This window comes from Halioxenophilus aromaticivorans (assembly GCF_042850945.1).
GTDB lineage: Bacteria > Pseudomonadota > Gammaproteobacteria > Pseudomonadales > Cellvibrionaceae > Halioxenophilus > Halioxenophilus aromaticivorans.
Map to the genome: position 1 here is coordinate 2,429,606 of NZ_AP031496.1, position 22,407 is coordinate 2,452,012.

The 22,407-nt window shown below is 47.8% G+C and carries 26 protein-coding genes; 12 read left to right on the plus strand and 14 right to left on the minus strand.

What is annotated here, in order from left to right; translation table 11 throughout:
- Positions 1-50: 50 nt before the first annotated feature.
- The 7 genes from ACGHM3_RS10615 to ACGHM3_RS10645 all read right to left on the minus strand — a co-directional run bounded on the left by ACGHM3_RS10615 (position 51) and on the right by ACGHM3_RS10645 (position 4,525).
- Positions 51-467: a GFA family protein gene (locus ACGHM3_RS10615; protein ID WP_345426221.1), complete on the minus strand. Its 417-nt coding sequence runs from the start codon at positions 465-467 to the stop codon at positions 51-53.
- A gap of 80 nt (positions 468-547) precedes the next feature.
- Positions 548-784, minus strand: a complete 237-nt coding sequence (locus ACGHM3_RS10620; RefSeq protein WP_345426223.1) for a DUF3303 family protein — start codon at positions 782-784, stop codon at positions 548-550.
- 72 nt (positions 785-856) lie between these two features.
- Positions 857-1,174, minus strand: coding sequence for a hypothetical protein (locus ACGHM3_RS10625; RefSeq protein WP_345426226.1), 318 nt, complete (start codon positions 1,172-1,174; stop codon positions 857-859).
- A 250-nt stretch (positions 1,175-1,424) separates the two neighbouring features.
- On the minus strand, positions 1,425-1,925 hold the full coding sequence (locus tag ACGHM3_RS10630; protein WP_345426228.1) for a hypothetical protein: 501 nt from the start codon (positions 1,923-1,925) through the stop codon (positions 1,425-1,427).
- Between the two features lie 545 nt (positions 1,926-2,470).
- Positions 2,471-2,854 (minus strand): hypothetical protein, encoded by a 384-nt coding sequence (locus ACGHM3_RS10635; RefSeq protein ID WP_345426230.1) that lies wholly within the window; start codon positions 2,852-2,854, stop codon positions 2,471-2,473.
- A 138-nt stretch (positions 2,855-2,992) separates the two neighbouring features.
- On the minus strand, positions 2,993-3,382 hold the full coding sequence (locus tag ACGHM3_RS10640; protein ID WP_345426232.1) for a hypothetical protein: 390 nt from the start codon (positions 3,380-3,382) through the stop codon (positions 2,993-2,995).
- Positions 3,383-3,913: 531 nt separating this feature from the next.
- Entirely contained in the window at positions 3,914-4,525 is a 612-nt protein-coding gene (locus tag ACGHM3_RS10645; protein WP_345426234.1) for a DUF998 domain-containing protein, read from the minus strand.
- Positions 4,526-5,344: 819 nt separating this feature from the next.
- On the opposite strand from ACGHM3_RS10645, the gene ACGHM3_RS10650 reads away from it, so the two are divergent.
- Positions 5,345-6,301 carry an IS110 family transposase gene (locus ACGHM3_RS10650; protein ID WP_390517743.1) on the plus strand — a complete coding sequence of 319 codons (957 nt, stop codon included), beginning with the start codon at positions 5,345-5,347 and terminating at the stop codon, positions 6,299-6,301.
- A gap of 501 nt (positions 6,302-6,802) precedes the next feature.
- Here the strand turns inward: ACGHM3_RS10650 and ACGHM3_RS10655 are convergent.
- The 4 genes from ACGHM3_RS10655 to ACGHM3_RS10670 form a co-directional block, all read right to left on the minus strand.
- Positions 6,803-7,183 carry a hypothetical protein gene (locus ACGHM3_RS10655; RefSeq protein ID WP_345426182.1) on the minus strand — a complete coding sequence of 127 codons (381 nt, stop codon included), beginning with the start codon at positions 7,181-7,183 and terminating at the stop codon, positions 6,803-6,805.
- Positions 7,184-7,271: 88 nt separating this feature from the next.
- Positions 7,272-7,751 (minus strand): GNAT family N-acetyltransferase, encoded by a 480-nt coding sequence (locus ACGHM3_RS10660; RefSeq protein WP_345426181.1) that lies wholly within the window; start codon positions 7,749-7,751, stop codon positions 7,272-7,274.
- A gap of 74 nt (positions 7,752-7,825) precedes the next feature.
- Positions 7,826-8,119 carry a putative quinol monooxygenase gene (locus ACGHM3_RS10665; RefSeq protein WP_345426179.1) on the minus strand — a complete coding sequence of 98 codons (294 nt, stop codon included), beginning with the start codon at positions 8,117-8,119 and terminating at the stop codon, positions 7,826-7,828.
- A gap of 579 nt (positions 8,120-8,698) precedes the next feature.
- Positions 8,699-9,127 (minus strand): hypothetical protein, encoded by a 429-nt coding sequence (locus ACGHM3_RS10670; RefSeq protein WP_345416720.1) that lies wholly within the window; start codon positions 9,125-9,127, stop codon positions 8,699-8,701.
- A gap of 182 nt (positions 9,128-9,309) precedes the next feature.
- On the opposite strand from ACGHM3_RS10670, the gene ACGHM3_RS10675 reads away from it, so the two are divergent.
- The gene (locus ACGHM3_RS10675; RefSeq protein ID WP_345416717.1) at positions 9,310-9,582 is read left to right on the plus strand and encodes a type II toxin-antitoxin system Phd/YefM family antitoxin; all 273 of its coding nucleotides are present in this window, start codon (positions 9,310-9,312) and stop codon (positions 9,580-9,582) included.
- Between the two features lie 28 nt (positions 9,583-9,610).
- A complete protein-coding gene (locus ACGHM3_RS10680; protein ID WP_390518082.1) occupies positions 9,611-9,835 on the plus strand; it encodes a Txe/YoeB family addiction module toxin in 225 nt (74 codons plus the stop codon).
- Positions 9,836-9,905: 70 nt separating this feature from the next.
- Here ACGHM3_RS10680 and ACGHM3_RS10685 read toward each other — a convergent pair whose 3' ends face one another.
- Together ACGHM3_RS10685 and ACGHM3_RS10690 are read right to left on the minus strand one after the other, a co-directional pair.
- Positions 9,906-10,259: a hypothetical protein gene (locus ACGHM3_RS10685; protein ID WP_345416687.1), complete on the minus strand. Its 354-nt coding sequence runs from the start codon at positions 10,257-10,259 to the stop codon at positions 9,906-9,908.
- Positions 10,249-11,016 carry a toll/interleukin-1 receptor domain-containing protein gene (locus ACGHM3_RS10690; RefSeq protein WP_345416684.1) on the minus strand — a complete coding sequence of 256 codons (768 nt, stop codon included), beginning with the start codon at positions 11,014-11,016 and terminating at the stop codon, positions 10,249-10,251. The genes ACGHM3_RS10685 and ACGHM3_RS10690 overlap by 11 nt, the downstream gene beginning before the upstream one ends.
- Positions 11,017-11,624: 608 nt before the next feature.
- On the opposite strand from ACGHM3_RS10690, the gene ACGHM3_RS10695 reads away from it, so the two are divergent.
- The 9 genes from ACGHM3_RS10695 (at position 11,625) to ACGHM3_RS10735 (ending at position 21,390) form a co-directional block, all read left to right on the plus strand.
- A complete protein-coding gene (locus tag ACGHM3_RS10695) occupies positions 11,625-13,460 on the plus strand; it encodes a TonB-dependent receptor domain-containing protein (RefSeq protein WP_345416681.1) in 1,836 nt (611 codons plus the stop codon).
- 189 nt (positions 13,461-13,649) lie between these two features.
- Positions 13,650-14,276, plus strand: a complete 627-nt coding sequence (gene cobO / locus ACGHM3_RS10700; protein ID WP_345416678.1) for a cob(I)yrinic acid a,c-diamide adenosyltransferase — start codon at positions 13,650-13,652, stop codon at positions 14,274-14,276.
- Positions 14,277-14,278: 2 nt separating this feature from the next.
- Positions 14,279-15,406 carry an iron ABC transporter permease gene (locus ACGHM3_RS10705; protein ID WP_345416675.1) on the plus strand — a complete coding sequence of 376 codons (1,128 nt, stop codon included), beginning with the start codon at positions 14,279-14,281 and terminating at the stop codon, positions 15,404-15,406.
- Complete coding sequence (locus ACGHM3_RS10710; protein ID WP_345416671.1) at positions 15,394-16,212, plus strand: ATP-binding cassette domain-containing protein; 819 nt, start codon at positions 15,394-15,396, stop codon at positions 16,210-16,212. Before ACGHM3_RS10705 ends, ACGHM3_RS10710 begins: the two co-directional genes overlap by 13 nt.
- A 376-nt stretch (positions 16,213-16,588) precedes the next feature.
- Positions 16,589-17,125 (plus strand): hypothetical protein, encoded by a 537-nt coding sequence (locus tag ACGHM3_RS10715; protein ID WP_345416668.1) that lies wholly within the window; start codon positions 16,589-16,591, stop codon positions 17,123-17,125.
- A 97-nt stretch (positions 17,126-17,222) separates the two neighbouring features.
- On the plus strand, positions 17,223-17,858 hold the full coding sequence (locus ACGHM3_RS10720) for a Vat family streptogramin A O-acetyltransferase (protein WP_345416665.1): 636 nt from the start codon (positions 17,223-17,225) through the stop codon (positions 17,856-17,858).
- A 155-nt stretch (positions 17,859-18,013) separates the two neighbouring features.
- Positions 18,014-19,753: a single-stranded-DNA-specific exonuclease RecJ gene (gene recJ, locus ACGHM3_RS10725; RefSeq protein ID WP_345416662.1), complete on the plus strand. Its 1,740-nt coding sequence runs from the start codon at positions 18,014-18,016 to the stop codon at positions 19,751-19,753.
- Between the two features lie 131 nt (positions 19,754-19,884).
- Positions 19,885-20,820 carry a DUF3014 domain-containing protein gene (locus ACGHM3_RS10730; protein WP_345416659.1) on the plus strand — a complete coding sequence of 312 codons (936 nt, stop codon included), beginning with the start codon at positions 19,885-19,887 and terminating at the stop codon, positions 20,818-20,820.
- A gap of 315 nt (positions 20,821-21,135) precedes the next feature.
- Positions 21,136-21,390, plus strand: coding sequence for a hypothetical protein (locus ACGHM3_RS10735; RefSeq protein ID WP_345416656.1), 255 nt, complete (start codon positions 21,136-21,138; stop codon positions 21,388-21,390).
- A gap of 271 nt (positions 21,391-21,661) precedes the next feature.
- Here ACGHM3_RS10735 and ACGHM3_RS10740 read toward each other — a convergent pair whose 3' ends face one another.
- Positions 21,662-22,354, minus strand: a complete 693-nt coding sequence (locus ACGHM3_RS10740) for an arylesterase (protein WP_345416653.1) — start codon at positions 22,352-22,354, stop codon at positions 21,662-21,664.
- Positions 22,355-22,407: the final 53 nt, after the last annotated feature.

Genomic DNA, 22,407 nt, shown 5'->3' on the forward strand with positions numbered 1-22,407 from the left:
GAATTGCTTGCGGTAGACTTGACTTGGAACCACAGTCGCTTGTATGGCATTTAGCCACCCATTCCCGGTGGTAAAATATCAAACTTTGGGACATTTTCAGGAAATAATGCCCATGATGGCGCCGAAGATGTGTAGATTGACATTTTGGGGCTGAATTTATTGTTTTTTAATGATGTTGCTGAAACAGAGTTAAATTTCCCTACAGTTATTTCAGCGCATAATGTAGTGCTGCAATTTCCGCAGAACTGATAGTTAACCTTTTTTCCTGAATCACCAACTCGCGAATAAGTTGATGGCGCACCTTTTGTAAAGTTGAAATTATCCTTAGGCACCCAAATTCCAAACCACTTATCTGAGCCTGTAAGTGATTGGCACTCACTACAATAGCAAAAAATTGAGTTTATTGGATCGCCTTTAAAGCAATACTCAATATCTCCACAACAACAACTTCCAATATGTTCTTCCATGTTTTCTCCGATATCTCTATATGCCTAACGCTCAAAGCAAGCGCCCAGTACGCGTCGCTTTGCCTTTGCTTGTTATGTGCTTAATCAAGAGGATACAGTTCAAAATCGACGAACTGTTCCCACTTTTTAAACCACTCATAAAACAGAGCCTCATTATTTGATTCCATCAGTTGAAAGCAGATGTCTTTTTCTGTGTTTACCCACGAGTTCAAATAATACAAACCATCAGGTAATTGGCGCCCCTTCGCGTTATAAACCTTGTAATTCTCTTCCATTAGCCCAGGCTTGAAATTTTCAATAACCATGTACTTCTTCACGGTTTCTCCTTATTGGCATATAACGCTGGCCTAAATTGCGCCCACGGAGTGGGCGTCGATTTGAGGCCCTTGTTATGAGCCCTTTGCTCCTACAAGAGCAGTTTGCTTTTCATTTAATAACGATTTGAGTTTAGCAAGTTTCTCAGGTTTCCCCTTAATCTGTTTTAGAAGCTGAGGGTTTTTTCCTCCGTCCGTTTTGGCTGAAAGAGACGCGATATCCCGTTCGTATTTGTCTATTTTAATAGTTAATTCTTGAATTTCATGTTCTAAGTTACGAATTATTGCTTTGTCACTATTTTTTACTTGGTCTACTGAATACAACGCATATAGAAAAATACTAATTCCTAGCAGTACAGATCCGAGGGCTAATCCACCACCTGATTGGTACATTACTGTTCCACAAAATGGACATAAATGCTGTACTCTATTCTGTAGAAAAAATCCTCCCTTTAGATGCCAGAGCCTAGGTGTGCACTTTTTCCCGCAACTTTTACACTCGATTCTTTCATCCATAGCTCAAACTCTCGTAAGCTCATAACGCCAACAACACGGGACCAGCGCAGTGGAGCCAATTTGCGGTAGAGTGAACGAAGTGAACCGTAAATTGGAGGAGCGTAGCTGGTTCCCGTGCTTGTTTTTGTTATACGAATTGACTGACATCTTCTAGATCTACCTGCCGTCCTAGCTTTCGCTTATAGGTGATTAGTTCATCTTTTTCCATAACTCTGAGTTGACGACCATAGAGCGAAAGCAATTGGTACTTCTTAAAGTCGAGCTTCTTTTGGCACCAAGATTTGGAAATTGAATCATAAATTTTACATTCCTTATCGCTACCAATTTCAACTATCTGATCTATATAGTTGAATTGCACATAGGTGAGATCCCACTTCTCGCCAATATGGTGCGCAGGTCCAAAAGTGACGTAGTCCTTCCCCATATATGAAATTTGATTGATCAATTGATCTGGGACATATAGATCAATATCGGCTAACTGCCTCTTTGATCCATATGCTTGAGCAGCGAGACCGCCGCATATTAAATATGGGATATTACCTTTTTCCAGGTAGTCAATAATCCAGTCTAGAGCGGGTATTCTATGCATCGGACTTAAAATTTGGGTTTCGTATAACGCTACCAGCACAGGCCGGAGCTGTGTTGTTTGGTTTGTGCCAGCGTAGCGTTAAGGCACAAACCGAGCAACGCAGCGGAGGTCCAGCCAGCTTGCTGGCGATTGTGCCTGGTATTGTTATATGTGGTGGCCATATTGCTACCTGGAATTTTGTTTATGTGTGGTACGTACAAAAGGTGCGGGCCACGGATTTGCATTTTAGTGCTTTGGTACGCGGGCTGCTGAGAACGAACGGGAAGAGGGCGTTAATTTGATCCTTTACCTTCCGTTGGTGCCACGATGCTGCCTTGCGATTTGTCTTTTGGCGTTGAGTCTGAGTTTACCACCCTTGTGATGTATTGCTACTTTAGCTTTACGCTGTAGGTGGTGCTGCGGAGCTTCTCATTGCACTGATACTTTGTTGGGGTTCACTACAATGGTTCAGATTGCTTGCCTTAAAACCACCGTAGACTTATAACGCCTGTAGCACCTGCACAAACTGTGGAGGTGCCATTGTGTTATAAGCGCAGCGGAACACAAAAGGCGCCGCCGCAGTTTGTGTCTGGTGGCTACAATTGTTAGCTCTTTTTCGCTGCCTTAATTAGAACACCAAGAACCAGATCCCGAACCGGCTCTGTTAATTTGTCATATTCTGATGCATTGGTATCTATCATATAGGTCGGATCATTTGAACTATCCGCGCCTGCGATAATTGAAAGAGCGATAATAATATTGCAAATAGCGAATTCCTTTTCGTGACCATCTTTACAGTTCCAACGTGCCAACTCGACCACTTCATAAGGAAACCAATATTGATCTCCATTTACTACGCAATCCTGTTCGAATATAAGTTTCTTTAAAGATTCTAAATGTTGAGTTGAATCTTGTCCGTAATCAGCCATCGAAATAAACTTTATTTCTTCCAGATTGATACTTTTAGCGTACTCAAGTGCCTGATTCATTAATGGTGCTAACGCTACCAGCACAGGCCGGAGCTGTGTTGATTGGTTTGTGCCAGCGTAGCGATAAGGCACAAACCGAGCAACGCAGCGTAGGTCCAGCCAGCTTGCTGGCGATTGTGGCTGGTTTTGTTAGAAGAGTTAAAACCACGATAGGACAGGCCCACATTTAACCCTATGATAGATAAATTTACTGGTTATTCGAAGATAAGACAGTGTTAAAACAACAAGCGCGATTGCTAACACAAACAAAGCTAGAGCTGGGTTCATTAGTGCATAAACAAACATAGCCAACGAAAGCATTGTTAAGAACCAAAAGGTTGTCTCCAAGACGCCTACTTTCAGCGTGGCTTCACGGACGTTTGTACTCGCTGCGACATAAGATATGGATGTTAACAGTGCGGTGGCCATAATTCCAAACCAACTTTTGATGCCGCCATTGATGCAAAATACCAATATGGCAAAAGGCCAGACCGGACTCATGAATGCGTATATAAATGCTCCGAATGCTTTTATCGCTTCTTGGTGCATACTATTCTTCTAACGCTACCAGCACAGGCCGGAGCTGTGTTGTTTGGTTTGTGCCAGCGTAGCGATAAGGCACAAACCGAGCAACGCAGCGGAGGTCCAGCCAGCTTGCTGGCGATTGTGCCTGGTATTGTTATATGTAGGTGCCATATTGCTACCTGCTATTTTGTTTGTGTGTGGCACTTACAAAAGTGCGGGCCACGGTTTTGCAAATTGGTGCTTTGTTTCGCGGGCTGCTGAGAACGAACGGGAGGGGGTGTTGATTTGGTGCTTTACCTTCCGTTGGTGCCACTTAGCTGCCTTGCGAATTGTCCTTTGGCGCTGAGATTAAGTTTACCACCCTGGTGGTGTATTGCTACTTTGGCTGTACGCTGTAGTTGGTGCTGCGGACCTAATGCATTGCACTGATACTTTGCTGGGATTCACAACGATGATTCGGATTGCTGCCCTAAAACCACCGTAGACTTATAACGCCGTAAACAGCGGCGAACGATAGTGAGTCCGGCGGCGATAGCCGCGAACTGCTTTACTTTGTTATGAATGGGAGCCAAGCAATACACCATTAAGAATGGCAACCCACAATACTAGAGCACCTACACTAATACGTTGATACAGACCCACATACTTATCTTGCTTCATTGCTCTAACCATTAAAACCAAGAATATGATGGAGACAAATAAACATACGACCGATAGCCAGCGAAACCAAGCTGATAATGATATTTCTGAAAATGACCAAATACCGACCGCCACTAGCAGGGAAATTTGCATCACAAGACCAGCAGCCATGTGTACTTTTTGGGTGTTTGACGGATTATTGGATTCAATATCCTCATCGCAAGGAAAGATGCCTGCGACAATATGAGAGATTCCATGCGCCATAACCAAAACGCCAGAAGCCAATAAAAGCCAACTATTTTGCGAGTTACTGTAAAGGTAGAAACCGAACAGAAAGAATAAAATACCAATAGGATAATTGTTGATGTAGGGGTGGATATTTGAAGCTGGAGATCCCTTGGCGCCGAGAGCACTCATAACATCATTAGAATGGCTGTAACCCGGAATAAGGCGCGACACGTATATAACACCAAAACACATCCAAAAAGCGGCCAATATTCCTGACAATCCCAAAATGGAAAATTCCATTTCTCTACTCCTTCTTACTTCAGTACGAATTCATAACGCTACCAGCACAGGCCGGAGCTGTGTTGATTGGTTTGTGCCAGCGTAGCGATTAGGCACAAACCGAGCAACGCAGCGGAGGTCCAGCCAGCTTGCTGGCGATTGTGCCTGGTTTTGTTATATGTGGTGGCCATATTGCTACCTGGTATTTTGTGTATGTGTGGCACGGATGAAAGGTGCGGGCCACGATTTTGCAATTTTGTGCTTTGTTTCGCGGGCTGCTGAGAGCGAACGGGAGGAGGGTGTGTCGTTGGTGCTTACCTTCCGTTGGTGCCACTTAGCCGCCTTGCGATTTTTCCTTTGGCGCTGAGGTTAAGTTTACCACTCTGGTGGGCTATTGCTACTTTGCTTGTGCAGCGCTGACCGCGCCAAGTGGCTAAGGTTTTGCACAGATACTTTGTTGGGATTCACTGCGATTATTCAGTTTGCCAGCCCTAAGACCACCGAAGACTTATAACGCTACCAGCACAGGCCGGAGCTGTGTTGCTTGGCTTGTGCTAGCGTAGCGATTAGGCACAAACCGAGCAACGCAGCGGAGGTCCAGCCAGCTTGCTGGCGAGTGTGGCTGGAATTGTATGGTTGGAATAACACGATTTCCCTTCCTGTTATCTAAGCGATAAAGTGTGGCCCATGTCTGCGGCAACAGACATTCAGCACGGTAGCTCGATGGCTGAAAGGCACCGGTATTACCGAGTCCGTTAACAAGCCGGAGCGCCGTGCTGACCCTACTTTTAACTCGAACAGTCGAAGGGGCCACGAGCCCGAATGTAGCAAGGGTGAGTTATGAACACAACCTCTAGAGCGAACATCAAACAAGAACGAAATATTGGTATCGATGTGGGTAAAACTTTTCTCGATATTCACATTTTGGAGTGTGATCGTTATTGGCAAATTCACAACACAGAAAGTGACATTAAAAATCTTATTAAAACTTTACGGCGTTATAACTTAACCCGAATCGTTGTTGAGGCCACAGGTGGATATGAGCGATCGCTCGTTGAAGCTTTGGCAGACGCAGACATGCCGGTTGTCGTTGTTCAACCTATGAATATTCGGCAGTTCGCGAAGGCTCAAGGAGTGATGGCTAAAACGGATAAGATTGATGCTCGAATCATTGCTCAATTCAGTGCGATTATGAAGCCTGAGGTTAGAGCAATAAGTAGCAAAAAGGTACGGTACGTCAAGGACTTACTGGCGAGAAAGCGACAGTTGATCGAAGCTAGAACCCAAGAGCTTAATCGGCTTCACAAGTCAGTAAACAGATTAGAGAGATCGCACGCTAGACTAATTAAAGTTCTGGACAAAGAAATAGATTGGGTCAACGTTCGACTTACGAAAGCTGTGGCTGAGGTGACGGAATGGCAATCTACCTATGATCTCTTGTTGAGCGTTCCTGGTGTAGGTCCGGCGGTAGCGCATACGCTCTTAGGAGAGCTACCAGAACTTGGTTCATTGAGTAGCCGACAAGTCGGCGCGCTTTGCGGGTTAGCGCCCTACAATCGAGATAGTGGGAGCATGCGAGGCAAACGAAGAATCAAAGGTGGCCGAGCACCAATTAGAACCGTTTTGTATATGGCAATGATGAGTGCGATTCAATGTAATCCAATCATGAAAAACTTCTTCAACAAGTTGGTTGCATCAGGAAAGCACAAGAAGGTAGCGCTCACCGCCTGCATGCGAAAAATGATGACCATATTAAACGCCATGGTGCGTGATGGAAGTCGGTGGCAAGAGGCCTAATAAAGTAAGAATTGCTTGCGGTAGACTTGACTTGGAACCACAGTCGCTTGTTATATGTGGTGGCCAAGTTACGCTACCTGCTGTTTTGGTTGTGTGTGGCACGTACAAAAGGTGCGGGCTACGGTTTTACAGTTTAAATTACTGCTTCGCGGGCTACTGAGAACGAACGGGAGGAGGGCGTGTATTTGCTGCTTTACCTTCCGTTGGTGCCACATTGCTGCCTTGCGATTTGTCCTTTGGTGTTGAACCTAAGTTTACCACCATTGCGATGTATTGCTACTTTGGCTGTGCGGTGTTGGTATTGCTACAGAGCTACGGCATTGCAACGATGCTTAGCTGTGAATCACTGTGATGGTCCAGCAAGCTAACCCAAAAACCACCGTAGACTTATAACGCCTTGCTCACCGGCATATACTGCGCAGAGCGTTTTTGTGTGAAAATGACGCGAAGCGGCATACACAAAAGCGAGCGTAGCAGTATGTGTCCGAGTGGAGCAATTTGTTATGTTTTTGTAGTGAATACATTAGACCATATTCCATTTGATTGAAATTGTAATTCGTGTGTTTTAAATACCCACCAACCTTTCGAAATTACCCTTGTACTATTGGATAGAAAATTTTCAGCTACCTGCCATGTATAAGCCATAAATTCAGGTAGTGGATCATCCATTATTTCATACCAATCTGAATAAATGACCTTATCATCTACAGTAAAATCTACGAAAAATTCACCCACTTCAAAAGGCGTAGTAATCACCACACTTCTATTTCCGCAAGATAAGATAACTTTATAGGCTTCGCCTGCTTCGGAAATACTCTTGTCAAAACCACTCCATGAATCTAAGTGTTCGAAAATAGCCTGCTTATTTAACTCTTGGGGCATGGACGACTCTTAAACATAACGCCGCGCTCTGCGGAAATTTACGAGCGCCAGCGAGTTAATTCTCCGTAGCAGCGCCTTGTTAGTGGTTTTATAGCTCATATTTCATAAACAACACATCAAAAGGTAAATGTGAAAATTCCTTAAGACCGTTTTCTACGAAGCCTAGCTTTGCATACCATTCTTTTAACTTAGTATGTTTTGCAATAATACCTATGCTGACAGTAGTTGCCCCTTTTGACTTTCCATACTGGAAAATGTGTTGAGTAAGCTCATTACCAATTCCATTATTTCTATATTGCGGCGACACCGACAAACGATTGAGATAGGCAACTTCTGCTCTGGTTTGCTCATATGCTACGCAACCAACAATCTCACCATTAATTTCATAGAGAAAGTATTCTTCACCTCGTTCAAAATCAGATAAGACCCAGCTTTCATCGCAAAATGATGGGTGCTTAGGGTTATTGTCTCTATTTATTGCAAATTCCTTAGCAACACCTCTATTAGATAAGGCAATGATTTTGGCAATGTTTTGTGCATCATTTAAGGTTGCTAGTCTAATAGACATAATCTCACCCTCTGTTGCTAGCTGCTACGTTTTGACTTTCCCTTAAAATCAAAACAATTAGATTAATTACGTAACTAAACATCAACAACTTCGACTACTTCGGCTGGCTTTACTCTAAACGAAGGACTTTTAGAATCTGCATCAATCATATGCGGCGTTGCGTCATGTGCATCAAGCGCTTCTTGTGAAGTCCATTCTTCTATTAAAAGAAACTTAGTATCACTACCTTTAATTCTTTTTAATTCGTACTTAATACAGCCTGGCTCCGCCAAAACCAGAGGTTTAATATCATTGTATAAATCAATTTGATCCTGTGCTCGCCCTTCTTTTACTTCTATATATACGAGGCATGACAATTTACTACTCATAACTTTTCCTTTTACCACTAACGCTACCAGCACAGGCCGGAGCTGTGTTGCTCGGTTTGTGCCAGCGTAGCGTAAAGGCACAAACCGAGCAACGCAGCGGAGGTCCAGCCAGCTTGCTGGCGAATGTGCCTGGTATTGTTATATGTGGTGCCCAAGTTGCGTTACCTGCAGTTTAGTTTATGCCTGGCACGTACAAAAGTGCGAGCCACGGTTTTAAAGTTTGGATTGCTGTTTCGCGGGCTGCTGAGAACGAACGGGAGGAGGGCGTGTGTTTGATGCTTTACCTTCCGTTGGTGCCACGATGCTGCCTTGCGATTTTTGTTTTGGCTCTGAGCCTAAGTTTACCACTATAGAGCTATATTGCTACTTTGGCTGTGCATTGTTGACCGCGCCAAGGGGCTCAGGTATTGCACGGATACTTAGCTGTGAATCACTGCGATGGTTCAGATTGCCAACCCTAAAACCACCGTAGACTTATAACGCCGCCATAAGTTGCGGCTTTGGAGTTGTTCGTTTTGTGGTAGCGTAGCGTTAAACCACAAAACGAACAACGGAAAAGACGTCCACTTGATGGCCTTGTTACGTGTTTTTCTCACCGGATGCCTTCATTCTCTGAGCCGGAGTAATATCTGGCTTTAACTCTTCTCTGGGGTCATTTTTAAAACCGAGCTTAATAGCAAGAAGATCTAATAAATAGAAGGCTGTAATAGGAGCTAAAGCAATACCAACCAAAGTGTATGCCGTATATTTAGCCCAAGCAGGAACATACCCCTTAACCGCTGAGTAAAGGGATACAGCCAAAACTACAATTGTAAATACTGCAAAGTAAGGTGTATTTACGAGCTCCCAGAGATTAGCTGCCACAATTTTTTGCCCCTCACCCCTCGTGTGCTTTCCACCAAGTACCATCACGGACATTCCGAGAGTTCCAATCATTCCGCCAATAGCCAGAATGCTATACACGAAAGACTTTGCAACAATTTCTGCGATACTTGGTTTATAACTCATGACACGTAACGCCGCCAACAGCGGCAGACTTGATGTGGGGTGTTTTGTGCAACAATGGCGTAGCCATGCACAAAACAAGTAACAGCAAGGCTGTCCAAGGAGCGTAGCGACTGATGCTGCTTGGCATTGTTAGGGCCTATGGTATATAGTTGTACGGAATTTCCGTACATAAAGGTGGCCTTATGGACACAATTAGCGTAAATAAATTTAGGGACAACCTGAAAAGCGTTGTAGAACAGGTGGTTAGCAGGCATGAACCGCTTAAAGTGACTAGGCGAGCTGGGGAGGCTTTTGTTGTAATGAGCGCTGAAGACTGGGAGAGAGAGCAGGAAACCCTGCACGTACTCCAAAGCAAGAACCTCATGCAACAAATTGTCGAATCTCTTGAAACCCATACCCATGGACAAGGCTACAAGCCGACTGACGAGCAGATGAATGAGATCACTGGTATTTGAGGGCAATACCTGGGAAGCGTATGAAACTATGCGCGAGAAAGACAAACGGCTGCACAAAGCACTCTGCGAATTATTAAAAGAAATGCTCCGATCTGATGACCCTTCATCCGGCCTCGGCAAGCCTGAACCACTCAAGCACAACCTCTCGGGCCTTTGGTCAAAACGAATCTCGCAGAAAGACCGTTTGATATATCGTTTCGATGATAAGTCCATTTATATCTTCGCTATTGGTGGGCACTACGACCAGCCCTAACGCCCAGCTCAGCGGGCAATTGGAGCGCAGCGTAAATTGATCCGCTGCAGCTGATTGTTATATTTTGTTGTCATGGAGCGACATCCGGAATTGACGACTGCGTTGTTGGTTGGAGTTTGGAGACAGTCTTTGGATTTAGGGCAATTTTCCACACACCAATTAGCATTCCTAGTACGTCTACAAACAACGCTGCGCCAGCTGAAGTAACAACCAATTCAGGGAAATCAGTGTTGTTGAATAGGATATAGACCGAAACAACCATAACAGCCACAAGCAAAATTATTGACGAAAAACCCATTGCTAATCGCAATATAAACCACCATTGGTCATGCGATTTAGCTTGATCGAAAGTTTCTCTCTCTTGCCTCAGTTGTTCTGATGCTCTTTCAAGGATTACGGGATTCAGCTCTTCATTATTTGTCATGACGAGCCTCCATCTCTTTTAGAGAATTGTGGAGCTCGTCAATTTTTCTCACCAGCTCATCTTTATGAGGCCTATCTTTTCGCATGTAAAGCAGAGAACCGAGCATAGAAGCCATAGCGCCAACAAGAAAAGCTATGATCCATTCAAAATTGGAGTACTCGATCTTTGCGACCCAGCCCAGCAAACCAATCGATACAACAACAGATGAAACCAAGGTCGCAATCATTGCGATAAAAAACATCTGACGGGATTTAAACTTTCTAAATTCTTCGTGCTCAAGACTTTTTATCTTAAGCAACTCCTTTTCGATCTCTATGCTAGTTACTTTTGCTTCGAGATCCTGTTGAATTGACGTTTTTTTATCACTTCGCAAACCTTCGATAAGCCTAGACATTCCAGTTTCGAAGTCTTGACCTCTGGACAGATCTAAATATAGATAATCTTTTAAGAAAAAAGGAATCTCAGAGTTTTTCTCTACAACTATTGGAATCAGCTTTACAGATTTACCGTTTAGCTTATTGCTAATCGCAAGTGACATCTCTTGATGAACCCACCGGCTCTTATCGGTGTTTCTCGAGATAATGAACAAAACTGCATCTGAAGCATCAATCGCTTCATTAATTGAAGATGCTAAATTCGACCCCATTGAGATATCAGCTTTATCGTCGAAAACGTCGATATCGCTGTGCACCAAATAATTTCGTATCTTTATGGCGATATGAGCATCTTCATTGGTATGGCTAATGAATACCTTCATTCCTGATCCTGAAAAATATAACATTTTAATAGATGACGGGCGTTCATATATCCCATGTCCATATTTCTTGAGATAGCTGGCACTCCCTCACTTGGTAGCCCTATTACCATGGGTTACCGAAGGCTCTGGTTAAAAAGTAACCGCGACAAGTGTCATATATCCCCAAAATCCTAACACCCCATAAGTGGCTGATTTACAACTATCTTTTCAAGTGTACATAACGAACATACCAAATCAACGCCAAGTTGTCGCTTTTTACCTATCACCAGCAAGTAAGACGAGACTATTCCCAAAACTTGACCAACCCACACAATACCTCTACTGTGCCGCCTGCTTTAGGTGCCTGCACTTGCCAATGTGAGCGAGCCTCCTCGAATTGGTAAGGGTGCAGGGTAAACGGGAAGTCTGTTTTTGGCGGTTTGTCTGCCAAGCGATTCAGCGCTGCCCCCGCAACGGTGCTTGTGGTTGCTCATTTTAGCCACTTGCTAGCCCGATACCGGCCTAAGCCAAGAATTTTTCGATCGATGTAGCGGAGGGCTTCGTCGGGTTGTTTTTTTTTAATCAGCCTTGTTCCCTCCCTCAATCACACACTTTAGATTGAGGTTTCCATGAAATTTCTCCCGTTTTCCGCGCCACAGGTAAGTTGTTTGGCTCTGTGTTGTGCAATTTCCCCTAATTTGTTGGCCGAATCACCGGCTAAAACCGGCACCTTTGAAGAAGAGATTGTTGTTATCTCTACGCGTATGCCAACCCCCATTACCCAGCAAGGCACCAGCATTTCTGTGTTAACAGAGGTGGATATTGAAGACCAGGGCTATGAGTCCTTGGTTGAGCATTTGGCAACCCAGGTGGGCGTGGCCATTACGCGTACCGGTGGCTATGGCAGCCAAACGGCGGTGCGTATCCGTGGTGAGGAGTCCTATCGCACGCGCCTCTATATAGATGGGTTGCCTGTTTCCGATGTGTCTCAGCCCCAAACGGCCCCTGTGTGGGATGATTTATCTGCCACGGCTTTGAAGCGCGTAGAAATTCTGCGTGGCCCACAGGGGATGCTGTTTGGTGCCGATGCCGGTGGTGTGGTGAGCGTTAGCAGCCGCGACTTTAGCCAGGGTTTTGGAGGTGATGTGGGTGCTAAGGTGGGCAGCGATGGTTTTCAGCGTATTAGCGCTGCCGTTGGTGCGGGAGGCGAGGTAGGGCAGTTTGCTGTGTTTGGCTCTACTACAGAAACCGATGGCTACAACGTGTTCGCCCTGGATACCACTGGCGAGCGCGATGGCTACGAGAACACCACCTACCACGCCAAGGGCCAGTTAAACCTGGGTGGCGGTTGGAGCATTAGCGCAGTTGGCCGCCAGCACGATGCCGAAAACGATTTTGATAACTGCTCTTTTGGCTACGTTGAAAGCAATTGCATGACGGAATCCGAAATGAAAGCCGGGCTGGTATCGGTGGATTTCAACAACGATATTACCCGCCAGGGGCTGAGCTTTAGCAAAAGTGATATTAGCCGAGATACCTTTGCGCCGTTTTCTTACAGCTATGAGGGCGAAGTGGAGCGGGCGGTGTATTTGGCGGATTTCACCATCGGCGACCAGCTATCCATCATTTACGGTGTGGATTACGAGCAACAAGCCACCCCGGCAATAGAGCGCGATCAAACCGGCTACCACTTGGCCCTGGCGCAAACCATTGGTGGGTTTAATTACCATATTGGTGGCCGCCTGGACGACAACGAAGAGTTTGGCAACATTGAGAGCTACCGCGCTGCGGCCAATTGGACGCTGGCGCAAAGCGATGCTGGCCAGCTGCAATTAAAAGCCTCTGCCGGTAACGGATTCCGTGCGCCCAGCTTGTACGAGCAGGATTACAACGCAGTATGGGCTCCAGGCAGCGCGCCGTTAAAAGAAGAGTACAGCCAAGGCCTGGATGTTGGCGTGCAGTGGTTTAGCAACGCCGGCCTGCGTTTAGCGGCGACGGCTTTTAAACAAACCATTGAAGACGAAATTATTTTTGATTTATTTACCTACACCTATGCACAAGCCATGGGCGAGTCTAAATCCACTGGCGTGGAGCTAGAGGCGATTGTTCCGGTTTCGGATAGTGTGAGTATTAAATCAAACTACACCTACAACGATACGGAAACCAATGCCGGCGATAACCGTGTGCGCCGGCCAGAGCATATTGCCAACATTGGCGTTGTGGTTTCGCCAATGGATTCGCTGCGCGTATTTGCCAATGCGCGAATTGTTAACGACGCCATTGGCATAGATGGCGAGGCGTTAGACGATTACGAGCTGGTGGATTTATCGGTGCGTTATGCATTTTCTCCGTTGGTAGAGCTAACCTTAAATATTGAAAACCTACTGGACGACGACTACCAGCCCGCCAGAAATTACCGCGTGGCCGGCCGTCAGAGTTACTTAGGGTTGCAGTTAAACTTCTAATTCGGTTATTTAAAACAAGGCTCTGGCGCTGGGCTTACACCTGAATGCCCTGGGCCAGAAGTTTGAAGTTAAAATTGTAGGATCAGAAATAAAACCAGGCTAAACCCTGGCTTGATTTTCTCACTCTAAAACCGCAGACGCCGTTTTAGCAGACATAATCGCAAGCTACTGCCCATTATAGGTCTCACTATGAGCGATGTACCAGGCAACACCAACGACAGTAAAGCGCAAAAACACCAGCGTGCTATGGAAAAAACCAAGCAAAAGGTAGATGCCAATATTGCTCAGGCGCAAACCGAGCAGAGCGTTGTGGTGTTGTTAACCGGTAACGGCAAAGGCAAAACCAGCTCGGCGTTTGGCATGGTGATGCGGGCCCTGGGCTATGGCCAAAAAGTGGTGGTTATTCAGTTTATAAAAGGCGAGCAATTATCCGGCGAGGAGTTGTTTGTTAAAAACCATTTACCCGAAGTGGCTTTTCACCAGATGGGCACCGGCTTTACCTGGGATACGCAAAACCGCGACAGCGACCAAGCAGCGGCGGTTGCCACTTGGCAACTAGCCCTGGCAGCACTGCGCGATGGGCAATACGATTTGGTGGTGCTTGACGAGCTTACCTACATGTTGGCTTTCGATTACCTGGCGGAAGATCAAATTATAGATGCTATTCAACAGCGCCCTGCGCACCAGAGTGTGGTGATTACCGGGCGTGGCGGTGGCTCTGAACTTAAAGCCATTTGCGATACCGTGTCTGAGGTAAAAGATATTAGACACGCCTTTAACAGCGGCATTAAGGCGCGCAAGGGCGTTGATTACTAGCCGTGCCCCAAGTTAACCAAGTTAGGGCTAAACCAACCGGTTCTAACCCAACCATTGATAAGCCAACCAGCGAAACCGCTCCTGCTAGCCGTTACGCGTTTTGGCGGCGTTGGCTGTTGCCATTGTTGGTTGCTTTGACGTTGGTTAGCGCTTGGCTCGATTTAAATCACGGGCCAGTGGAGATACCGTTTAGCCAATGGTGGTCGCTGCTGTTTGGTGGCGATGGTGTTAACCCTTCCCAAAGCAATATTATTTTGCAGCTACGGTTGCCTCGAGTCCTCACCGCTGTGGCCGTGGGTGCCGCTTTGGGCGGCAGCGGGGCGGCGTTGCAGGGTTTATTTCGTAACCCTCTGGCAGATCCATCCATTATTGGCGTTAGTGCCGGGGCATCCCTTGGCGCAGCGCTGGCCATTGTCGCCGGTGCCCATTGGGCCATTGCTGCTTCGGTATTGCCGCTGTTACAAATCCTCTGTGCGTTTGTGGCGGCGTTGGCCGTGGTGGCCTTGGTGTATGCCGTGGCCAAGCCGGCCCTGGTGGGAGCAGGGCGCTCGGTAATTACTATGTTGCTGGCCGGTATTGCCATTACGGCTTTAGTAGGCGCGGCGACCAGTGTTTTAAAATACTTAGTCGATGATCAAAACCTACGCCAAGTAAGCCTTTGGCAAATGGGCAGTTTACAACCCAATTCCTGGTGGTTGGTGGCGGTGTTATTGTTGTGTTGTGCAACTTGCCTGTGGCGTTTGCTGGCAGCGGCTGAATCGCTTAACGCATTCTTGCTGGGCGAAGCAGACGCTCAATTGATGGGCGTTGCGGTGGCGCGCGTAAAACTGAAAGTGATTACTTGGGTTGCCTTGGCCTGTGCGGCCACGGTGGCCGTAGCGGGGGTTATTGGCTTTGTGGGTTTGTTGGCTCCACATTGCGCCCGTTTGTTGGTTGGGCCTAATCATCGTTACTTGATGCCCTGTGCCGCCGTTGGTGGCGCGTTAATGTTAGTGTTGGCCGATATTGTCTCGCGCAGTTTAATACCGCCCATAATTTTGCCGGTGGGTATTATTACCGCCTTGGTCGGTGCGCCGTTATTTTTATGGTTGTTGGTGTTTTCTCAAGGGGCTGGGCAATGGCGCCACTAGAGCCGGGTTTACAGTTGCACAACCTAGCGGTGCCGGCCCAAGGCCGGGCCGATTTATTGGCTCCAATCAGCCAACAGTTTAGGCCAGGGTTATGGGCGATTTTAGGGCCCAATGGCGCCGGCAAATCGACTCTGCTTAAGGCGTTGGCAGGCCAAGTTCCAGCAACAGGGCAGGTGCTTATTGACACTAAACCGGTGGATTACAGACGCCGCTACCGCAGTGCGCTCAGCCACACTATTGCCATGTTACCGCAGCAGTCTTTGTTGCAATTTCCGCTGTTGGTGAGCGAGGTGGTGGAGCTGGCTTTGTTGAGTTGGCCACTAACTGTCCAGCGTAAGTCTGCGCTGCTGAAAAGTCTCATTAACACTTTTGATTTAGCCGAGCTTTGGCCGCTGGAATACACCCAGCTCAGCGGTGGCCAGCAAGCTAGGGTGCAACTGGCCCGGGTTTATGCGCAACTGCTGCCCGGCATAGAAGATCAACCCAGCCACACCCGGCTTTTGTTGTTGGACGAACCCGTGGCGGCTTTGGATGTTCCCTACCAACATAAGATGATGCAATTGCTGCAGCAGTTGGTGGCGCAAACCGCCGGCAGTAATGGCCTGGTGGTGATGGTGGTTTTGCACGATGTTAACCTGGCGCTGCGCTATGCAAGCCATAGCTTGTTGGTTAATCAGGGCGCGCTGACGGCCAGTGGCACCACGGCCAGCACCATTACAGTGCCTAATCTTCGGGCGATTTTTGGCCCGGCAATCGATTTGGTGCAGCTTGAAACCTTGAGTCACCCTATTGCCGTTTATCGTTAATGGCTATCATACCTGTTCTATTGCATATTCTTTTACGTATTCCGCACCGTAATCCTGTCCTAATTATTCCTGTCTCTATGTAAAGTTGTGTGCTTTGGTCGAGGTTTTGGGTAATTGCCTCTCAAATGATTGCTGCAAATTGTTATGGTTTGCCTGAGTAAAGCAAACGTTAACTTACACTGACATTTTGTAAACCTATTAACGTTTACCCACATGTTTTTTATACAAGCTGGTTAATAATTTTTACGTTTCTATTGGTGGTTTTACAGCGCTTGTGGGCGCAATAGCGTTTAATTTCTCACTGTGGTTTCGGATGTTGTATTTTGGGGTTAGGGTGTTTTTGGACACTGTGTTTTTTCTGAGAGGGCTTACAACATTGAGTAAAGTGGCGGCGGTTTGTCGAATCTATTTAGTTGCATTATTGGCGGCCTGTGCTCCTTGGTTGGCACACAGCCAAGTTTTACTCGATAAAAACGACTACGGCCCGGTTATCAGCTCCAATGTTTGGTTCGGCTCACGCTTGCCAGGCTTAACCTGCAATATGCCCAAGGCTCACCAAATAACCGTGCCTATTTGCCCAGATTGCGTGGTTATTGAAGTGCGCCCCCATATGTCTGACCCAACGTTGGTGGTAATGGAATTTACCTCGTTTAATTCTTTTACCAATTTGGCCGATTACTACGGCAGCTTGCCAAATATTCAGCAAGTGAGCGCGCGTAACCAAAGCAACGATACCTATTTCTCGCCACCGCAATTTAGCCATGTGCCCTATAGCGAATTCAGCGCCGCCTTAGACGAGATCCCCTACGTACACTTAGAGGAAGTGCGCTCGCAATCGGGCAGCAATCGTCGCATTACCTTAGTGGCCGAGCACGACGATAGCTACAATTGCGTGTTTGATCATAATGGCTAGGCCGTGGTAAACCTACTAAGCAGCTTTGCTGTCTAAGCGTTTTTGTTACGCTGCTATCAATCTCTGGCAGCGGTTACGCTTACCCGAGGGCGCTTTTATGACTGGTCCTGACCCAGCCAATCCACATCCCATGGACGGTTTTCCCCAGGTGTGTTTTATTAAAAACACCGTGCGGAACCCGAATATTCTTATTGGTGATTACACCTACTACGACGACCCAGAAGACTCAGAAAACTTTGAGCGTAATGTGCTTTACCATTTTCCCTTTATTGGCGATAAGCTCATTATTGGTAAATTTTGTGCGATTGCTCGTGGCGTTAAATTTATTATGAATGGTGCCAACCACAAATTAACCGGGGTATCGACCTATCCATTTCAAATATTTGGTGGGGATTGGGAAAAGGTAGCACCGCAGCCCGGCGACTTGCCCTATAAGGGCGATACCGTTATCGGTAACGATGTGTGGATAGGATACGACGCGTTAATTATGCCCGGTGTCACCATTGGCCATGGCGCTATCATTTCTGCACGTTCCGTGGTGGTGGCCGATGTGGAACCCTACACCGTCGTGGGGGGCAATCCCGCCCAGCCGATTAAAACGCGTTTTACGGCGGAGCAAATTGAGCAGCTGTGTGCGCTAGCCTGGTGGGATTGGCCCATCAGCCATATTAGCCAGCACTTGGCCTTAATTGTGGCGGGTGATGTACAGGCTCTGGCAGCGGTGGCCCCCTGATTGGTTGGCTGCTGATTCTCCACTGTTAACGCCAGTTCCATCGCTAAACCCTTGTTGAAACTACCCATCTTCGTTGAAACAGATGGCCAAAATGGCGCTTGCTCGCCGGGGGCTCTGTAGGCACACTGGCAGGCTGCACAATAGCCAGGGTCAATATGAGTAAAACCATAAAACGCCGGGCGGTGAGTGATCACGCCCAGGCGCATCTGTCGCATCTTCCCCCCGTATTACAGCGCGTGTTCGCCGGCCGAGGTGTTTCCGACGGCACCCAGCTAGATTACCAACTCGCTAACATGGTTAAACCTGCGGATTTAAAAGGGCTGCCGGCGGCGTTGGATTTGTTGGCAGCGGCGGTGACCCAGCAACAAAGAATACTGATTGTGGGCGATTTTGACGCCGATGGTGCCACCAGCTCGGCCTTGGCGGTGTCTGCTTTGCAGGCCATGGGGGCTGTGCAGGTGGATTATTTGGTGCCCAACCGGTTTGATTACGGCTACGGCCTTACGCCAGAGATTGTGGATGTGGCTGCAGAGAGTAGCCCGGATGTGATCGTCACTGTGGATAACGGTATTTCCAGTGTGGATGGTGTGGCTCGGGCCAATAGCTTAGGTATTAAGGTAGTGGTTACCGATCATCACTTGCCCGGGCAGGTTTTGCCACAGGCGGCGGCAATGGTAAACCCAAACCAACCGGGCTGTGAGTTCCCTACCAAAAACCTTGCCGGTGTGGGCGTTATCTTTTACGTGCTGGCGGCGTTGCGTTCACGCCTGCGCAGCCAGGGTTGGTTTGCCGAGCAAGGCCTGCCTGAGCCCAACATGGGGGAATACTTGGATTTGGTGGCCCTGGGCACGGTGGCGGATCTGGTCCCGCTGGATGCCAACAATCGCACCTTGGTTTACCAAGGCTTAAACCGTATTAGAGCAGGGCGGGCGCGGCCCGGTATATTGGCGCTGTTGGAAACCGCTGGCCGTAACCCTAGCCGGGTTTCGGCCTCGGATATGGGCTTTATTGTTGGCCCACGCCTCAATGCTGCCGGCCGCTTGGATGACATGAGCATAGGCATCCGCTGCCTGTTAACGGATAGCATTGTGGAGGCTCGGGAGGCGGCCCAGGCGTTAAATGATTTAAACCAAGATCGCCGAGCAATAGAGGTCGGGATGCAGCGAGAGGCATTGGCTGATTTAGCCGATGTTGATTTCTCATCACCGGAGGACACCCCCTGGGGCCTGAGTTTGTATAAACCGCAATGGCATCAAGGTGTGGTGGGTATTGTGGCTTCGCGTATCAAAGAGCGCTTTCACCGGCCGGTAATCGCCTTTGCAGATGCCGAGGGTGGGGAGCAGATTAAAGGCTCAGCCCGGTCCATTGCTGGCTTGCACATTCGCGATACCTTGGATGCGGTGGCGAGCCAAAACCCTGGTTTAATCATTAAATTTGGCGGCCACGCCATGGCTGCGGGTTTGAGTATCCGCAGTGCAGACTTTGACCGTTTTAGCCAAGCGTTTGATCAAGCCGTGCGCAACAAACTCACCCAGGATGAACTCAACGAGGTGATTTACTCCGATGGTGAACTCGCCACCGGGGATTTTAATTTACCCTTAGCAGAGGCCATCCGCGCTGCTGGCCCTTGGGGGCAGGCGTTTCCAGAGCCGGTGTTTGATGGCGAATTTATCCTCGTGAGCCAGCGTATCGTGGGCGGGCGTCATCTGAAAATGGTGGTGGCCCCGGTGACCGATAGCCAGTGTACGCTGGATGCTATTGCCTTTAGCGTGGATGTAGAACAATGGCCCAATAGCGAGGCGCAACGGGTGCATTTGGTGTACCAGTTGGATGTGAACGAATACCGTGGCCAGCAGTCTGTTCAGTTAATCGTCAGGCATCTTTGGCCACTATAGGCATATAGGGCCAGAATAGGCATCTATGGCCACTACAGAAAGTCGCGACGTTGCCGACAAAGGCAAAGAGGGATATCGACGAAAGTTATCGACGAAGGTTATCGGCGACACACAAAATTCAGAGGAGCGTTATGCCAGAGCGAATTGGAGACCACACGGAATCGAAAGAAAACCCAGCACTGGTTTGGCTTAGTGTCATCGCTGTGGTGGTTATAGTGGGCCTTTGTGTGTGGTGGGTGATGCGGCCTACCGATGGCGGCTCTGAATACGATAGTTTCAACTTGGATGCCGATGCAGTGCAAGCGGCAGAACCCATAACGACCCAGCCGGAATTGGCTGATGCGCCAGATATCCCGGAATTGGCCCCAGAGCCGGAAGTGGCGCCACCGGAGCCGACGCCAGAAGCCCAAACTAATGTAGAAAGCGCCGAGGCCTACCGGGAACCAACCGAGCCTGCATCGCTGCCTGAACCCAGTATTCCTAACCTAGAAGACAGTGACCCAGACATTAAAGCCTATTTTGGTGAGCTGTCCGCCGATACCGACTACCAGCTTCTGTGGCAAACCAGCAATTTATTACAGCGCTGGATTACGGTGTTTGATGGCGCCGCCCAAGGCAAGGTGATTAAAGGGGTTATTGGCTTTAAACCGCCGAAAGGCAAGTTCCCTGTGGAGCAGCGAGGAGCCAATTATTACGTCTCTGAGCAGGGTTATGAACGCTACAACGGATTGGTTGAAACCATCGTTAGCCTTGATGCCCAACAGCTAAGCGCGGGCTTCCATCGATTCCGCCCCCTGTTTGAACAGGCCTATGGCCAAATGGGCTACGACCCAGAACAAATGGACAATACTATTATCCGAGTGCTCGACCGCATCATCGCCGCGCCTATATTTCCGGGTTCCATAGAATTGACTGCAAAGTCGGTGAACTATACTTTTGTGGATGAGGGCATTGAATCGCTGCCGGCACTGGAGAAACAGTTGATTCGCATGGGTCCAGAAAACACCACCCGCTTACAAAACTACGCCAAAGCTTTGCGACAGACACTGTTAAATCCAAAAGAATAACAGCGGCAATGCGTTGGATATCCAGTGTATTTTTAACGTATAGCCATTGCTTATCTGGTGGATTTTGGGTTAAAAATTTTTTAAAAAAAATTCGTTTAAGTTTTTGTTAAAGTGAATTTTCTAATAGGCCCGTAGGCCTTTGAGTCATCAGGGGAATTGTCATTTTTTTGCCATAAACGCTGTGTTTTGGCCGAGTTTTATCACCTGTGTAGCATAATCTTGGGGCTTCACAACATTTCTTGCTCATATTAATATTCACGCCGATTTTTGCGATAACACGAGATAGAAACATTGGCTGAGATAGGAGCTGGGGAAATGCAAGAGATTTGTCCGAATCCTCTAATGTGGAATAAAGTGTATTCCAAATTAAAAAAAGCTTGGGTGGAATCTGGCGGTGCCGGAGAACAACCGCCTAAGCCTTTGGTGGTTGATCTGTGGGCCTACAGCAGCGATCACGAGAAAGCCGAACGCTGGCAGCAGACGCTATCCTGGGCGTTAAATCATAGCTGCTATTCCGTAGTGGCCGATATCGCTACTAACGATATGTACACCGGCGCGGTTACGGCGTAGCTTTCAAATATTATTTTTAAACCTTATCTTCGCCTGGGCTCTTACCCAAACGCCTTTGCCTGAATAAACGGGCTCATCGATGCAAGCGCTTAGTGATACAAGCCCTTAGTTATGTAGAGCTGGCGCCGGCAAATTTAGCTCAGCCAAAGTGCGGGCTTACCCAGTCAAACAGTGCTGTCAGTAAGCGCTATTCAAAAAGCTATGTTCACACGTTCCGGTTAAAAAAAGCCCTGTTCAAAAAGCCCTCTTAAAAAGCTCTAGTCGCGGTAAGTCAGTTTTGGCTGGCTGTAGCCTCTAGCATCGGCTGTAAACTCGGCCAAACAATATCCACCAATTGCCTTTGGGCTGCTTGGGTTGGGTGGATACCATCCTTCTGCATTAAATCACTGTTCAGTGCGATGTCTCTTAAAATAAACGGTACAAATGCGAGATCGTTCGTCCCGGCTATTTGCGCAAAGCTGGCCCGGAACTCGTCGGTGTAGCGTTGGCCATAGTTGGGCGGTATTTCTATGCCAAGCAGCAGCACTCTGGCGCCAGCGGATTCACTTAAGTTTACGATGCGCTGCAGGTTATCTCGCATCTTTTTCAGCGGATGGCCCCGAAGGCCATCGTTGCCGCCCAGCTCTACCACCACTATCGCCGGCTGGTGGGTAGCCAGCAACTGCGGCAGCCTGGTTAAGCCATCGGCGGTGGTGTTACCGCTGATGCTGGCATTGACCACGCTGGTATCAAATCCCGCTTGGGAAATTTTATCGGCCAGTAAACGAACCCAGCCCTTTTCGACGTCAATACCATAGCCCGCACTGATGCTGTCACCCAACACGATTAATGCGTTGTTTGGAGCATCAGTATCTGCCTGAGAGGCCGGTGCGAGACCAATAGCCAACAGTAGGGCTGTTGTGAAGACAATCATAAAGCCCGGTGCAAAGGGGCGGCGGCGATAGGAGTGTTTTGAGTTTGTCATCTTACATGGATAAAAATCGTCAATCGTGCGTCAATGAGTGGTCGTAGAGGGTA

What these genes read in the sequence shown, in the direction of transcription:
- ACGHM3_RS10670 (WP_345416720.1), bottom strand. Translation starts at nt 9,127, where the DNA reads ATGAGTTATAAACCAAGTATCGCAGAAATTGTTGCAAAGTCTTTCGTG.
- ACGHM3_RS10675 (WP_345416717.1), top strand. Translation starts at nt 9,310, where the DNA reads ATGGACACAATTAGCGTAAATAAATTTAGGGACAACCTGAAAAGCGTT.
- ACGHM3_RS10650 (WP_390517743.1), top strand. Translation starts at nt 5,345, where the DNA reads ATGAACACAACCTCTAGAGCGAACATCAAACAAGAACGAAATATTGGT.
- ACGHM3_RS10615 (WP_345426221.1), bottom strand. Translation starts at nt 467, where the DNA reads ATGGAAGAACATATTGGAAGTTGTTGTTGTGGAGATATTGAGTATTGC.
- ACGHM3_RS10635 (WP_345426230.1), bottom strand. Translation starts at nt 2,854, where the DNA reads ATGAATCAGGCACTTGAGTACGCTAAAAGTATCAATCTGGAAGAAATA.
- ACGHM3_RS10740 (WP_345416653.1), bottom strand. Translation starts at nt 22,354, where the DNA reads ATGACAAACTCAAAACACTCCTATCGCCGCCGCCCCTTTGCACCGGGC.
- ACGHM3_RS10710 (WP_345416671.1), top strand. Translation starts at nt 15,394, where the DNA reads ATGGCGCCACTAGAGCCGGGTTTACAGTTGCACAACCTAGCGGTGCCG.
- ACGHM3_RS10640 (WP_345426232.1), bottom strand. Translation starts at nt 3,382, where the DNA reads ATGCACCAAGAAGCGATAAAAGCATTCGGAGCATTTATATACGCATTC.
- ACGHM3_RS10665 (WP_345426179.1), bottom strand. Translation starts at nt 8,119, where the DNA reads ATGAGTAGTAAATTGTCATGCCTCGTATATATAGAAGTAAAAGAAGGG.
- ACGHM3_RS10690 (WP_345416684.1), bottom strand. Translation starts at nt 11,016, where the DNA reads ATGAAGGTATTCATTAGCCATACCAATGAAGATGCTCATATCGCCATA.
- ACGHM3_RS10655 (WP_345426182.1), bottom strand. Translation starts at nt 7,183, where the DNA reads ATGCCCCAAGAGTTAAATAAGCAGGCTATTTTCGAACACTTAGATTCA.
- ACGHM3_RS10720 (WP_345416665.1), top strand. Translation starts at nt 17,223, where the DNA reads ATGACTGGTCCTGACCCAGCCAATCCACATCCCATGGACGGTTTTCCC.
- ACGHM3_RS10735 (WP_345416656.1), top strand. Translation starts at nt 21,136, where the DNA reads ATGCAAGAGATTTGTCCGAATCCTCTAATGTGGAATAAAGTGTATTCC.
- ACGHM3_RS10695 (WP_345416681.1), top strand. Translation starts at nt 11,625, where the DNA reads ATGAAATTTCTCCCGTTTTCCGCGCCACAGGTAAGTTGTTTGGCTCTG.
- cobO (WP_345416678.1), top strand. Translation starts at nt 13,650, where the DNA reads ATGAGCGATGTACCAGGCAACACCAACGACAGTAAAGCGCAAAAACAC.
- ACGHM3_RS10625 (WP_345426226.1), bottom strand. Translation starts at nt 1,174, where the DNA reads ATGTACCAATCAGGTGGTGGATTAGCCCTCGGATCTGTACTGCTAGGA.
- ACGHM3_RS10660 (WP_345426181.1), bottom strand. Translation starts at nt 7,751, where the DNA reads ATGTCTATTAGACTAGCAACCTTAAATGATGCACAAAACATTGCCAAA.
- ACGHM3_RS10730 (WP_345416659.1), top strand. Translation starts at nt 19,885, where the DNA reads ATGCCAGAGCGAATTGGAGACCACACGGAATCGAAAGAAAACCCAGCA.
- ACGHM3_RS10685 (WP_345416687.1), bottom strand. Translation starts at nt 10,259, where the DNA reads ATGACAAATAATGAAGAGCTGAATCCCGTAATCCTTGAAAGAGCATCA.
- recJ (WP_345416662.1), top strand. Translation starts at nt 18,014, where the DNA reads ATGAGTAAAACCATAAAACGCCGGGCGGTGAGTGATCACGCCCAGGCG.
- ACGHM3_RS10645 (WP_345426234.1), bottom strand. Translation starts at nt 4,525, where the DNA reads ATGGAATTTTCCATTTTGGGATTGTCAGGAATATTGGCCGCTTTTTGG.
- ACGHM3_RS10680 (WP_390518082.1), top strand. Translation starts at nt 9,611, where the DNA reads ATGCGCGAGAAAGACAAACGGCTGCACAAAGCACTCTGCGAATTATTA.